This is a genomic window from Streptomyces gilvosporeus, from assembly GCF_002082195.1.
Taxonomy (GTDB): domain Bacteria; phylum Actinomycetota; class Actinomycetes; order Streptomycetales; family Streptomycetaceae; genus Streptomyces; species Streptomyces gilvosporeus.
The window spans coordinates 4,730,963-4,744,058 of sequence record NZ_CP020569.1; the positions used below are offsets into that span (position 1 = coordinate 4,730,963).

General features: G+C 72.0%; 10 protein-coding genes and 1 pseudogene. 2 read left to right on the forward strand and 9 right to left on the reverse strand.

Going from position 1 to position 13,096, the window contains the following annotated elements; all coding sequences use genetic code 11:
* Nucleotides 1-710 precede the first annotated feature (710 nt).
* The 5 genes from B1H19_RS21040 to pdhA all read right to left on the reverse strand — a co-directional run bounded on the left by B1H19_RS21040 (nucleotide 711) and on the right by pdhA (nucleotide 6,944).
* On the reverse strand, nucleotides 711-2,390 hold the full coding sequence (locus B1H19_RS21040) for a molybdopterin molybdotransferase MoeA (protein WP_237289439.1): 1,680 nt from the start codon (nucleotides 2,388-2,390) through the stop codon (nucleotides 711-713).
* Nucleotides 2,387-3,286, reverse strand: coding sequence for an NTP transferase domain-containing protein (locus B1H19_RS21045; RefSeq protein WP_083106217.1), 900 nt, complete (start codon nucleotides 3,284-3,286; stop codon nucleotides 2,387-2,389). The genes B1H19_RS21040 and B1H19_RS21045 overlap by 4 nt, the downstream gene beginning before the upstream one ends.
* A gap of 105 nt (nucleotides 3,287-3,391) precedes the next feature.
* The gene (locus tag B1H19_RS21050; protein WP_083106220.1) at nucleotides 3,392-4,753 is read right to left on the reverse strand and encodes a dihydrolipoamide acetyltransferase family protein; all 1,362 of its coding nucleotides are present in this window, start codon (nucleotides 4,751-4,753) and stop codon (nucleotides 3,392-3,394) included.
* Nucleotides 4,753-5,787, reverse strand: a complete 1,035-nt coding sequence (locus B1H19_RS21055; RefSeq protein WP_083106223.1) for an alpha-ketoacid dehydrogenase subunit beta — start codon at nucleotides 5,785-5,787, stop codon at nucleotides 4,753-4,755. The genes B1H19_RS21050 and B1H19_RS21055 overlap by 1 nt, the downstream gene beginning before the upstream one ends.
* The gene (gene pdhA, locus B1H19_RS21060) at nucleotides 5,784-6,944 is read right to left on the reverse strand and encodes a pyruvate dehydrogenase (acetyl-transferring) E1 component subunit alpha (RefSeq protein ID WP_083106226.1); all 1,161 of its coding nucleotides are present in this window, start codon (nucleotides 6,942-6,944) and stop codon (nucleotides 5,784-5,786) included. The genes B1H19_RS21055 and pdhA overlap by 4 nt, the downstream gene beginning before the upstream one ends.
* Nucleotides 6,945-7,168: 224 nt before the next feature.
* On the opposite strand from pdhA, the gene B1H19_RS21065 reads away from it, so the two are divergent.
* A complete protein-coding gene (locus tag B1H19_RS21065; protein WP_083106229.1) occupies nucleotides 7,169-7,711 on the forward strand; it encodes an Lrp/AsnC family transcriptional regulator in 543 nt (180 codons plus the stop codon).
* 19 nt (nucleotides 7,712-7,730) lie between these two features.
* Here B1H19_RS21065 and B1H19_RS21070 read toward each other — a convergent pair whose 3' ends face one another.
* Both B1H19_RS21070 and B1H19_RS21075 read right to left on the reverse strand, forming a co-directional pair.
* Entirely contained in the window at nucleotides 7,731-8,321 is a 591-nt protein-coding gene (locus B1H19_RS21070) for a TetR/AcrR family transcriptional regulator (RefSeq protein WP_083106232.1), read from the reverse strand.
* Nucleotides 8,322-8,323: 2 nt separating this feature from the next.
* Entirely contained in the window at nucleotides 8,324-9,844 is a 1,521-nt protein-coding gene (locus B1H19_RS21075; RefSeq protein ID WP_083106235.1) for a 3-hydroxyacyl-CoA dehydrogenase, read from the reverse strand.
* 188 nt (nucleotides 9,845-10,032) lie between these two features.
* Here B1H19_RS21075 and paaN point away from each other — a divergent pair, with 188 nt between their 5' ends.
* Nucleotides 10,033-11,745: a phenylacetic acid degradation protein PaaN gene (paaN, locus tag B1H19_RS21080; protein WP_083106238.1), complete on the forward strand. Its 1,713-nt coding sequence runs from the start codon at nucleotides 10,033-10,035 to the stop codon at nucleotides 11,743-11,745.
* 36 nt (nucleotides 11,746-11,781) lie between these two features.
* On the opposite strand, the pseudogene B1H19_RS21085 reads toward paaN, so the two are convergent.
* Both B1H19_RS21085 and B1H19_RS21090 read right to left on the reverse strand, forming a co-directional pair.
* Nucleotides 11,782-12,195 (reverse strand): annotated as a pseudogene (locus B1H19_RS21085) (TrmH family RNA methyltransferase); the annotation flags it as partial.
* Between the two features lie 48 nt (nucleotides 12,196-12,243).
* Nucleotides 12,244-13,005: a TrmH family RNA methyltransferase gene (locus B1H19_RS21090; RefSeq protein WP_203237193.1), complete on the reverse strand. Its 762-nt coding sequence runs from the start codon at nucleotides 13,003-13,005 to the stop codon at nucleotides 12,244-12,246.
* Nucleotides 13,006-13,096: the final 91 nt, after the last annotated feature.

Sequence of the window (13,096 nt, forward strand, 5' to 3'; positions counted from 1 at the left end):
GGGCGCGAGGCTACTCGCCGACCGGGCACGGGGCGACGGGGCGGGGTGCGTGGACCGCCCGCTTGTTGAACTGACGCGCAGTCAAGGAGTCGGCAGGACGGGGTGCTCGCGCGGGGTGGCGTGGCCGACGATGACGATGTGATCGCGCCAGGTGGTCGGACCAGGTGTCAGCATCCGTGTGGGGAGGGCCGTATCGGCCACTCACCCTCTCGGGCCGAATTGAATGCGCTCCTGATGGTGGTGCTTCATTCTTCGCAGACCCTACGGGGATAGCGGTCACGAGCAGAGCACTTGCGTCAGGGCTTCGACGAGGCAACGGGAATTCGTAAGAACGTGCAGGAACAATCCGAATTTCGAGAGTCGATTTTCTCCAGCACCTCGCAATGAATTGATCTGCGCTCGCCGCACAGATCAACTCATGGCGTCAGCCGTGGTAGGGCCGGTACGAACCTGATCGGCGAGCGGTTCGGACAACGCCTGGCGGGGGTGGCGAGGACCGCATCAACTACTCCTTGCGGTAATGCCGTTGGTGTTTCAGGCAACGACCAACCCGCCTGTGCGCCGGTACGCCTGGGGCCCTCTTGTGAGTAATAGCGAAACGATTACTTCCTTCGTCCGCTGACGGCTTCTATCCGGTTAAGGAACCTGCTCCACCTGCCGAGTCAGAAAGGAGTGCGGATCATCCACCGAAGGGTGTCGGGTTCAGCCCCTCACTCCGTGCCCCTGCCGGGGCCGTGCGCGGGTGCGGGGCCCGGGTGGGTCCAGTCCGCCGGCCAGGGGAGTTCGAGGAGTTCGATCTCGGTGCCCCGGTCGCCGCCGCCGGGCGGGATGACGGCCAGCGCGTCGGCCGCGGCGATCCCGCGCAGCATGGCCGGGCCGTGGAAGTGCAGCGGTTCGGCCATCAGCCCGTAGCGGTCGTCGTCGCGGCAGGTCACCGGGACGAGCCGGGTATCGCGCGGATGCCCGTGGACCGAGGACCACAGCGGGATGCGGTACGGAGCCGGGGCGCGGCGGCCGGACAAGGTCCGCAGCAGCGGTTCGGCGAGGGTGAGCAGTCCGGAGACGGCGGCGAGGGGGTTGCCGGGGAGACCGACGAGATGGCGGTGCGGGGTGATCCGGGCGAGCAGCATCGGGTGCCCAGGGCGGACCTCCACCCCGTCGACCAGCACCTCGGAGCCCAGGCGGCGCAGGGTGGGGTGCACATGGTCGACCGGGCCCGCCGCGGTGCCGCCGGTGGTGAGGACGACATCGGCCCGGGAGCCGGCGATCGCCTCGTAGAGCGTGTCGGGGTCGTCGGCGAGATGGCGGGGCGCGGCCGCCTCGGCGCCCAGCGCATGCAGCCAGGGGCCGAGCATCGGGCCCAGCGCATCGCGGATCCGGCCCTCGTGCGGCAGGCCGTGGCGCAGCAGTTCATCGCCGAGGACGAAGACGTCGACTTGCGGGCGGGGATACGTCGTCAGCTCGTCGTACCCGGCGGCCGCGGCCAGGCCGAGGACCACCGGTGTCACCAGGGCACCGGCCGCCAGCAGTTGGTCGCCGCCGCGGCACTCCTGGCCGCGTGGCCGGATGTCCTGGCCGGGCGGCGCGGGCTGCTGGGCGTGGAGCCGAGGCCGGCCGTCGCGCATCTCCCGGACCTCGCCGTGCTCGCGGCGCAGCACGGCCGTGGCGCCGGAGGGGATCCGCGCGCCGGTGGCGATGGGGATCGCATGGCCGTCGGGGAGCGGGGCGGTGGGGACGTGGCCGGCGAGGATGCCAGCGTCGCCGGGGCGGTCCAGACGCCAGGGGCCGGGGCCGGAGACCGCCCAGCCGTCCATGGCCGAGGTGTCGAAGGACGGCAGGTCGGTGAGGGCGGTGAGCGGCGCGGCGAGGGTACGGCCGAGGGATGCGCCCAGCGGCGCCGTTGCATGCGGAAGGGGGCCGGGCACGGCACGGCGGGCGATGTCGCGGGCGTCGTGCCAGGGGGTGGGGGCGTGCGAGGCGGGGGTGGGGTCCGGGGCGCCGGAGGTGTCGCCCGTGGCGGAGGTGGCGCGGGTGTCACCCGTACCGGGGGCCTGCTCCGCACCGGTGTCTTCCCACGGGGCGGGGTCCGTGCCCAGCGCCCGGACCGGGGCCGCGCGGCTCGCGTCGTACGGGCCCTTTGCGTCATAGGGGCCCTTTGCGTCGTGCGAGCGCTTCGCCCCGTACGGATCATCCACTCCGCGCGGATCGTCCGCACCACAGGGACCGTCCACACCGTACGAATCGTCCACGCCGTGCGGACCATCCACACCGTACGCCCGCCCCGCCCCATACGCCCCCTGCTCGGTGGCGCGGCGGGGCGTCGCTGGAAGCGCTCCGTTGGCCAGTGCCAGCGCGGCGTCCAGTGCGGCGTCGAGCTCCCCCTCGGTCATTCGGCGGGCTTCGTCTCGCCGCCCGGGGCACCGCCGTCCCCGTTCGCCTCGGCCTCGGCGGCCCAGCGGTTGGCCAGCGCGGCGGCCCGGTGGACCAGCGCGGTCACATCGCCGCCCTGTTGGCCGGCGGCGTAGCCGATCAGAAAGGTCGTCAGCGGTGCGGCCGGGCGCGCCACCCCGTGTGCCGCGTCGCGGGCGACATCGAGCAGGGCGGCGGTGTCGACATCGAGGTCGATGCCCAGTTCGTCCTTGACTGCGGTGATCCATTCGTCCAACACACGTCCATGCTCCCTGATGCGGGCGCGTGCCGCGCCGAGGTCCTCCCAGGTGTCGCAGTCGAAGGATGCCGTGAAGGTGGCGTCCGGGACCCGTTCGAGCGTCAGCTCGGACAGCAGGGCGCGCAGCGGAAGTCCGGTCAGGGTGCCGTGTTCGGCGTGGAGCAGGGCCAGTTCGCGGCGCAGCGACTCGGCGCGGTAGGCGGCGACCAGGGGCTGATCGCGGCCCTCGGCGTCCCGGACCAGGGCCCCGTCGCGGGGTGCGCCGCCGTCGGCCGTACCGGTCGCCGCCGCGAGGAGGCCGCGTACGGTCGCGGGCGTCAGGAACGGCAGATCGGCGGAGAGGACGAGGACCGTCGGGGCGGTGATATGCCGCAGGCCGGCGGCGAGCGCGGCGAGCGGCCCGCCGCCGGGCGGGTCCTCCAGGGCGCGGACCACGGGGCGGACGGCCGGGCGCCGGGGCCCGACGACAACGGTGATCGCCGCATCGGCGCAGGCGGCCAGCACCCGGTCCAGCAGGGCGCGGCCGCCGACCGACAGGGCGGGTTTGTCCGCCCCGCCGAGCCGCCGGGCCGCGCCGCCGGCCAGCACGATGGCGTCGTAGTCGGTGTGGTCGCTCACCCCTTGAGTATCGCCAGGGGCGCGGGGTTCACACAGGGGTCTCAGGCGTCAATGGTGTCGCGACCGTCACAGGGCCGGACCTGCGAGCCCTCGCGTCGCGCCCGCTCAGCGCGTGCGCAGCAGCAGCGCGGGCCGCTCCACGCAGTCGGCGACGAAGCGCAGGAAACCGCCCGCCGTCGCGCCGTCGCACACCCGGTGATCGAAGGTGAACGACAGCTGGACGACCTGCCGGACGGCCAACTCACCCTCGTGGACCCAGGGTTTGGCGGCTATTCGGCCGACGCCGAGCATGCCGGCCTCGGGGTGGTTGATGATCGGTGTGGAGCCGTCGACGCCGAAGACGCCGTAGTTGTTCAGGGTGAAGGTGCCGTGGGTCAGCTCGGCCGGGGAGAGCCGGCCGGCGCGGGCGGTCTCGGTGAGCCGCGCCATCTCGGCGGACAGCTCCTCGACCGTACGGGCATGGGCATCGCGCACCACCGGGACGACCAGGCCGCGGTCGGTCTGTGCGGCGAAGCCCAGGTGGACGGCGGGCAGCCGGACGATCTCCCGCGCCTGGGGGTCGACGGTGGCGTTGAGCTCGGGGAACCGTGCGAGCGCGGCCGTGGTGATCTTGGCGAGCAGCGCGAGCAGGGACACCTTGGGGGCACCGGGCACGTTCATCGCCCTGCGGGCGGCGAGGAGTTCGGTGGCGTCGGCGTCCACCCAGCAGGTGGCGTCGGGGATCTCCTGGCGGCTGCGGCTGAACTTCTCCGCGGCTGCGCCCCGCATCCCCTTCAGCGGGATGCGCTCGGCCTGCGGTGCGGCCCCGGTGGCGGGCGCGGCCCCCACCGCACCCGCCACGGAGGCCGCCGCGGTGGCCGTCTCCCGCTCCCGGATCGTCCGCTCCACGTCCGAGCGCAGAATCAGCCCGTCCCGCCCGGACCCTGTCACATTCCGCAGGTCCAGGCCGTTTTCGCGCGCCATCCGGCGCACCAGCGGTGAGATCACGGGAACCGTACGGCTGTCGCCGGCCGCAGGGCCCGGGACGGCCGGCTCGAGTGGAGCCGGGGCGGCCGCGGCGCGGCCCGCTCCTCCTGGCCGTATCCGCCCGCGTCGTGCCGCGGCCGTGCTCGTCCCGTAGCCGACCAGCACATTGCCCGAGCCGGCGGACTCCTGCGCATCCGGGGCGCCGGGAGCCGCGCCGTCATCCGCCGCCCCGCCCCCGGCCAGATCGTCCGGTACGGCGCCCACCGCCACGGTCACCAGCGGTGCGCCCACCGGGACCTCGGATCCTTCCTCGCCGAAGCGGGCGGTGACCACGCCGCCGTACGGGCACGGCACCTCGACCATCGCCTTGGCGGTCTCCACCTCCACCACCGGCTGGTCGACGGCCACCACCTGGCCGACCTCGACCAGCCACTGCACGACCGTCGCCTCGGTCAGGCCCTCTCCCAGGTCGGGGAGGGTGAATTCGCGGACCACGGCCATCACTCACCACGTCCCTCGGTCCAGTCCGACTCCCACTGGAGGCGGGCGACGGTGTCCAGGATCCGGTCGACACCGGGCAGATGGTGCCGCTCCAGCATGGGCGGGGGATACGGGATGTCGAATCCGGCCACCCGCAGCACCGGCGCCTCCAGGTGATGGAAGCAGCGCTCGGTGATCCGGGCGGCGATCTCCCCGCCGGGGCCGCCGAATCCGGCCGACTCGTGGACGACCACGGCGCGGCCGGTACGCCGTACCGAGGCGCACACCGTCTCGTCGTCGAACGGCATCAGGGAGCGCAGATCGAGGACCTCCAGGTCCCAGCCTTCGGCGCGGGCTGCCTCGGCGGCCTCCAGGCAGACGGGCAGCGACGGTCCGTAGGTGATCAGGGTGGCGGTCGTGCCGCGGCGGCGGATCTCGGCGCGGCCTATCGGCGCGACCTGGGCGGGGGCGTCGGGCGACCAGTCGTCCTTGGACCAGTACAGCCGCTTGGGCTCCAGGAAGACGACCGGGTCGTCGGAGGCGATGGCGGCGCGCAGCAGTCCGTAGGCGTCCGCGACGGTGGCCGGGGTGACGATCTGGAGGCCGGGGGTGGCCAGGTAGTAGGCCTCGGAGGAGTCGCTGTGGTGCTCGACGCCGCCGATACCGCCGCCGTAGGGGATACGGATGGTCAGCGGCATCGCCAGGGCGCCCCGGGTGCGGTTGCGCATCCGGGAGACATGGCTGATCAGCTGCTCGAACGCCGGGTAGGCGAAGGCGTCGAACTGCATCTCCACGACCGGGCGCAGGCCGTACATGGCCATGCCGACGGCCGTGCCGAGGATGCCGGCCTCGGCGAGCGGGGTGTCGCTGCAACGGTCTTCGCCGAACTCCTTGGCCAGGCCGTCGGTGACCCGGAAGACGCCGCCCAGGGTGCCGACGTCCTCGCCCATGAGATGCACCGAGGGGTCCTCGGCCATGGCGTCGTGCAGGGCTCGGGTCAGCGCCTGCGCCATGGTGGCGGGCTTGCGGGCGGCCGCCGCGGCGGTGGTCGTCATGGCCTGGCCTCCTGGGCGGGCAGCTGCTCGGCGTCGAGCTCGGCGCGCAACTGGGCGGCCTGGTCGCGCAGTTGACTGGTCTTCTGGGCGTAGACGTGGGTGAACAGGTCCATCGGGTCGAGCACCGGGTCCTGGTTCATGCGCTCGCGCAGATCCGCCGCAAGCCGCTCGGCGCCGTCCCGGGTGGCGGCGGCGAACTCGTCGGTGAGCAGCCCGCGGGCGGTCAGCTCGCGCTCCATCAGGGCTATCGGGTCGTGCGCCCGCCAGGTCTCGACCTCGGCGTCGGTGCGGTAGCGGGTGGCGTCATCGGCGTTGGTGTGGGCCTCGATGCGGTAGGTGACGGCCTCGATCAGGGTGGGGCCGCCGCCCCGGCGGGCGCGCCGTACGGCTTCGGTGAGGACCTCGTGCAGGGCGGGGGTGTCATTGCCGTCGACCAGGCGGCCGGGCATACCGTAACCGACCGCCTTGTGGGCCAGGGAGGGGGCGGCGGTCTGCTTGGCGAGCGGTACGGAGATGGCAAAGCCGTTGTTCTGGACGAGGAAGACGACGGGGGCCTGCCAGACCGCGGCGAAATTCAGCGCCTCGTGGAAGTCGCCCTCGCTGGTGCCGCCGTCGCCCACCAGGGCCAGCGCCACCACGTCGTCGCCCTTGAGGCGGGCGGCGTGCGCCAGGCCCACGGCATGGGGGAGCTGGGTGGCGAGCGGGGTGCACAGGGGGGCGATGCGGTGTTCGTGCGGGTCGTATCCGGTGTGCCAGTCGCCGCGCAGCAGGGTCAGCGCCTGGACGGGGTCCAGCCCTCGGGCGACGGCGGCGAGGGTGTCGCGGTAGCTGGGGAAGAGCCAGTCGCGGTCTTCCAGGGCCAGCGCGGCGGCCACCTGGCAGGCCTCCTGCCCGGTGGAGGACGGATAGACGGCCAGCCGGCCCTGCCGGGTCAGGGCCGTGGCCTGGGTGTTGTAGCGGCGGCCGCGCACCAGCTCCGCGTAGAGCCGCTTGAGCAGGCCCGCATCGAGCCCGCGGGCGGCGTCCGTCCCCAGCAGACGGTACGGCTCGGCGTCGGGCAGGAGAGGTGCGGGATCGACGCGCGGCCGCCAGTCGGGCGGCGGGCCGGGCAGCGCGCTCGTGTGCCTGCTGCTGCCGGGCTGCTCAAGGACCGTCATGACGAGCACCTCCTCGGATCGAAGGGGCGGCGCGAGGCGCCTGGGTAAGGGTGGTGGCGGGCGACTCATGGGCAGGATGGAGCTGGTCGGGGCGGGTAAGCCCTTCCCTACCGATTGTTCGGTCGCCGATGCATTTTGGCTACAGGCGTACTGAGCCTGTGGACAAACGGTTCTCCACAGCCTGAGATGAATGCAGGACGTCCACGAAGGGGAGGCGGGACCATATGCGGGACGAACAGATGGCCAATCCGGGCTCCGCGGCCACACCGTCGCCGACCGCCGTGCCCTCGCCGGCGTCCGCCCCGCCGCCGGCGCCCGCGCGCCCGCTGGACACCGTCGACCGCGCGATCCTGCGCATGCTGCAGAGCGACGGCCGCGCCTCGATACGCTCCGTCGCCGAGCGCGTCCACGTCTCGCGCGCCAACGCCTACGCCCGGATCAACCGGCTGATCGACGACGGCGTCATACGCGGGTTCAGCGCCCTCATAGACCAAGAACGCGCAGGTCAGGGCGCATCGGCCTATATCACGCTGAAGATTGTGCAGAACTCCTGGCGGACCGTGCGCAGCCAGCTCACGGCGCTTCCCGGGGCGTCCCACATCGCGCTGGTCAGCGGCGATTTCGACGTCCTGCTGCTCGTGCACACCAAGGACAACCGGGAGCTGCGGGAGCTCGTCCTCACCCGCATCCAGTCGATCCCGGAGGTGCTCAGCACCCGCACGCTGCTGGTCTTCGAGGAGACGGAGCTGGGGCAGGAAGCGGAATGAGGGCGGCCCCCGGCCCCGCTCAGCCGTTGCGCAGTCCCGCGAACGCCGTCCGCACCACGGCCTCGGCCACCTCGTCCCGGCTCGCCGCGCCGCCGCGGCCCGGCCGGTACCACTCCACAATCGAGTTGATCATTCCGAAGAGCAGCCGGGTGGCCAGCCGGACGTCGACATCGCCGCGCAGATCGCCGTCGGCGGCCGCCTGCTTGAGCAGATCGGCGACCTGGTGGTCGAACTCCCGGCGGCGCTCCATGGCCCAGCGCTCGGTGTCCGTATTGCCCCGCACCCGCAACAGCAGCGTCACATAGGGCAGTTCGTCCATCAGCACCTCGGCCTCGCGCCGGGTGACGTACTCCAGCCGTTCGATGGCCCGGCCCTCGAGCGCCCCCGGCTCCCCCAGGACGCCGAACAGTCCGTCCAGGGCACGGCTTATCGCCCGGTGGAGCAGCTCTTCCTTGCTGCGCACGTGGTGGTAGATCGAGGACTTGGAGATGCCGGCCGCCTTGGACAGATGCTCCATGGACGTGCCGTCGTATCCGCGCTCGATGAACACCTCGACGGCGACCGCGAGCAGCGAATCGGGCGTATAGGTGTCGCGCTTGGCCATGGTCATGATTAGACCACCCGTTCCTGGAGGCCCGCGCGGCGCCCAAGGGCCCACGACGGTGCGTAGCGGGCACCGGCATGGTGGCGGTGCATCGCGTCGAGGAGGTCCCACACCCACCGGGCGCCCAGCCGCTCGGCCCATTCCAGGGGGCCACCGGGGTAATTGACGCCCAGCCGCATCGCGGTGTCGATGTCCCCGGGGGTCGCCACCTTGCGAGCCGCCGCGTCCACGGCGAAGTCCACGATCATGGCGACCGTCCGGGCGACGAGCATCCCCGGCACGTCCTGGATGATGCTGACCTGTTTGCCGAGCGCCTGGAAGAGCCCGGCCGCCTCCGCCAGGTCCGCTTCGGAGGCGGGCTGCGGGGCGGCCAGCGCGATCCGGGTCGCGGCCCGGTAGTCCAGCGACAGGTCGAACCGGATGCAGTTGCCCTGCCGCGCGCTCGTCGCCGCGGTGCCGTCGGTCAGCGCGAGGCGGGCGCCACCGGGTAGCCGCAGGAATCCGGCGGACTCCCCCGGTGCGGGCTCGCGGACGACCTTGATGCCCGCCTCCTCGATCAGCCCGGTCAGCACCGCGGCGGGACGGGGCAGCTCCCCGTACAGGGCCACCCCCTCCGGGGCGGGGCACGGCGGGACGGTCTGCGGCTCCGGACGCTCCGCCCCCTCGCGGTGGTCGAACCAGCCCCGCCCGGACTTGCGGCCGTGCAACCCGGCCTCCACGAGGCGCCGCTGCGCCAGAGAGGGCGTGAACTTCGGGTCCTGGAAGAAGGACTGCCATACGGAGTGGGTGACCGCCTCGTTCACGTCCTGGCCGATGAGGTCGGTCAGCTCGAACGGGCCCATCTTGAAGCCGCTGCCGTCGCGCAGGAGGGCATCGAGGGTGGCGGGATCGGCGGCCTGCTCCTCGTAGGCGCGCAGCGCCTCGGCGTAGAAGGGGCGGGCGATCCGGTTGACGATGAACCCGGGGGTGTCCGTGCAGCGCACCGGGGTCTTGCCCCAGGCGGCAGCGGTGTCGTACGCGGTGGTGGCGGCGGTCTCGTCGGTGGCGAAGCCACTGATGACCTCGACCAGGGGGAGCAGCGGGGCGGGGTTGAAGAAGTGCAGGCCCACGAGGCGGCCGGGGTGGCGCAGCGGGCCCGCGACGGCAGTCACCGAGAGGGACGAGGTGTTGGTGGCCAGCAGGCAGTCGACCGCGACGACCTCCTCCAGGGCGACGAACAGCTGCTGTTTGGCGGTGAGTTGCTCCAGGATCGCCTCGATGACCAGGGAGGCGTCGGCGATTTCGGCGAGGGCGGCGGCGGGGGAGAGGCGGCCGCGGGCGGCATCCCGTTCCTCCGACGTGATCCGGCCTTTTTCGACGAGCCGGTCCAGCCGCTGCCCGATGGCCTCGGCGGCCCGCCCGGCACGGCCCGAAGCCGTGTCGTAGAGCCGTACGCGGTGCCCGGCGACCAGCGCCACCTGCGCAATTCCCTGTCCCATGGTGCCGGTGCCCACCACTGCCACGGTGCTGCCGGTCCCGATTGCCGTCATGGCGACTGATCCTCTCCGACCCGGGTTTTCCACAGGTGTACGGAGCCCTCTTGCCCCGACCGATCGTTCGGTTACTCTAACTCCGTTGGTACATCCACTCCCAGTCCCCGGCCGTATCTCACCGGCCCCGGCCTGGGTCTCACCGCCTCATCCGCTCTCGGCCCGGCACGACGAGGAGTTGGTCATCGATGGCCACCGAAGTGACCGCAGCGCAGCCGTCCCCGGCGCATCTGACTCCGGCGCAGCTGCTCGACAAGCACCGCCCCACCCTCGACAAGGCGCTCGAGGCGATCCGTACCCGCGCCTACTGGTCCCCGCACCCCGAGCACCCCAAGGCGTACGGCGAGAGTGCCGCGCCCGACGGCCTGGCCGCCTTCGAGGCGCTGCGCGGTCGGCGGTTCGCGCTGGAGCAGCCCGGCACGGACGACTGGACGGGCGAGGAGGTCTCCCCCTACGGGCCGGAGCTGGGCATCACCTATCCGCACCCGGACGTGGACGTCCTGCTCCCGGCCATGCGCGCCGCGCTCCCCTCCTGGCGGGACGCGGGCCCGGAGGTGCGGGCGGCGGTGTGTCTGGAGATCCTCGCGCGGATCAGTGCCCGCACCCATGAGTTCGCCCAGGCCGTCATGCACACCAGCGGACAGGCCTTCATGATGGCGTTCCAGGCGGGCGGGCCGCATGCCCAGGACCGCGGCCTGGAGGCGGTGGCGTATGCCTATGCCGAGCAGGTCCGCACCCCGCAGCAGGCGCCCTGGTCCAAACCGCAGGGCAAGCGCGACCCGCTGGAGCTGACCAAGTCCTTCACGGCGGTCCCGCGCGGCGTCGCCCTGGTGATCGGCTGCAACACCTTCCCCACCTGGAACGGTTACCCGGGCCTGTTCGCCTCGCTGGCCACCGGCAACCCGGTGCTGGTCAAGCCGCATCCGCGGGCCGTGCTGCCGCTGGCGCTGACCGTCCAGGTGGCGCGCGAGGTGCTCGCCGAGGCCGGCTTCCCCGCCGACCTGGTGTGCCTGGCCGTCGACAAGCCCGGGGAGGGCCTGGCCAAGACGCTGGCGGTGCGCCCCGAGGTGCGGATCATCGACTACACCGGCTCGACGGCCTTCGGCGACTGGCTGGAAACGCACGCCCGTCAGGCGCAGGTCTTCACCGAGAAGGCCGGCGTCAACACCGTCGTCATCGACTCCACCGACGACTACAAGGGCATGCTCTCCAACCTGGCCTTCTCGCTGTCCCTCTACAGCGGCCAGATGTGCACCACCCCGCAGAACCTGCTGATCCCGCGCGACGGCATCACCACGGACGCCGGGCCGAAGACCTACGACGAGGTCGTCAGCGATCTCTCGGGTGCGGTCGGCGGGCTGCTGGGCGATGACGCACGGGCCAACGCCCTGCTGGGCGCGATCGTCAATCCACAGGTCGAGGAGCGTATCGAGGCGGCCTCCGGGCTGGGCGAGGTGGCGCTGGCCTCCCGTGCGGTGGCCAACCCCGAATTCCCCGGGGCCACGGTCCGTACGCCGGTGATCGTCAAGCTGGACGGCGCCAAGCCGGACACCGAGGCGGTTTATCTGGCGGAGTGCTTCGGCCCGGTCTCCTTCGCGGTGGCGGTCGACTCGGCGGCCGCTGCGGTGGAGCTGCTGCGGCGCACCGTACGGGACAAGGGCGCGATGACGGTCGGCGCGTACACCACCGACCCCGAGGTGGAGCGGCTGGTCGAGGACGCCTGCCTGGAGGAGTGCGCCCAGCTCTCGCTCAACCTCACCGGGGGTGTGTATGTGAACCAGACGGCGGCGTTCTCCGACTTCCACGGCTCGGGCGGCAATCCGGCGGCCAATGCGGCGCTGTGCGACGGCGCGTTCGTGGCCAACCGCTTCCGCACGGTGGAGGTGAGGCGGCCGGTATAGCGCCCTCCAGGGCGTACGGCCCTCGGGCCTGCGCCCTCAGGGAGCGATACGGGCGTGGCGGGCGATCCAGGAGTGCATGGCGATGGCGGCCGCGGCGCCCGCGTTGATCGACCGGGTCGAGCCGAACTGCGCGATGGAACAGACCAGGGAGGCGTGCCGGCGCGCCTCCTCGGTCAGCCCCGGCCCCTCCTGGCCGAAGAGCAGCACACAGCGACGCGGCAGCTCGGTCGTCTCCAGCGGCACGGCACCGGGGAGGTTGTCGATCCCGATGATCGGCAGCTCCTCGTCGGCCGCCCAGGCGGTGAGGTCGGCGGTGTCCGGGTGGTGGCGCACATGCTGGTAGCGGTCGGTGACCATGGCGCCGCGGCGGTTCCAGCGGCGCTGCCCGACGATGTGGATCTCCTGGGCCAGGAACGCGTTCGCGGTCCGTACGACCGAACCGATGTTGAAGTATCGGTCACATAACGGGTGTGGAGCGCACCCCGTCGTCGCGGCTGCTCACGGCGCCGGAGTTGGGCCTCCCCAGTGGAAGAGAGCCATGGCGACACTCGTAGCCAGGTTGTAGCTGGACACCTGGGGCCGCATCGGGAGGGCTACGAGCTTGGTGGCCCGCTTCCGGAGTTCCGGCGAGATCCCGTGCCGCTCAGAACCGAACGCCAGCAGCGCGTCGTCAGGGAGCGCCACAGATCTGATGTCGTCTCCATCCGGGTCCAGCGCATATACCGGCCCCGGAGGTAGGTCGTCGAGCGGGAGACTTTCCACAGCGGTCGCGTAATGAAGGCCCGCTGCTGCGCGCACCACGTTCGGGTGCCACGGGTCCATGTCGCCAGTAGTGACCACGCCTGCTGCCCCGAATCCAGCCGCGAGCCGGACCACGGCGCCAACATTCCCCAGGTTGCGGGGGTTCTCCAGGACGACGATCGGAGCCGGCCGCGGGGCCCTCGTCAGGTGCTCCAGATTTCGTTGAAGGTCGGGTCGAACAGCCAGACCGGCCACTTGCGTGGGGTGCACCCTCGGCACAAGATCCCGGAAGGTTTCGGCCGACACCTCGGTCACAAGATCGCCGAACCGGTTCGTGAGGTCTTCGGCCAGCTCGTCTGCCAGTGTCAGGACAGAGCCTTTGTCGCTGGAGATCACCACGCGCACGTCGGCTTCGAAGCGGAGAGCGTGCTTCAAGGCATGGAAACCGTCCAGCAGCACCATCTCGGGCGCAGCGTCCCGCCACTGTCGTACGGCTCTCGTGATCTCGTCCTCACTCACCACTTCAGACTACGGCTCACGGCCGCTACCAGGCCTTCGACAGAACTGCCCCTGTGCCAGCCGGTCTCTCACCCACATCGCCGTCGTACCG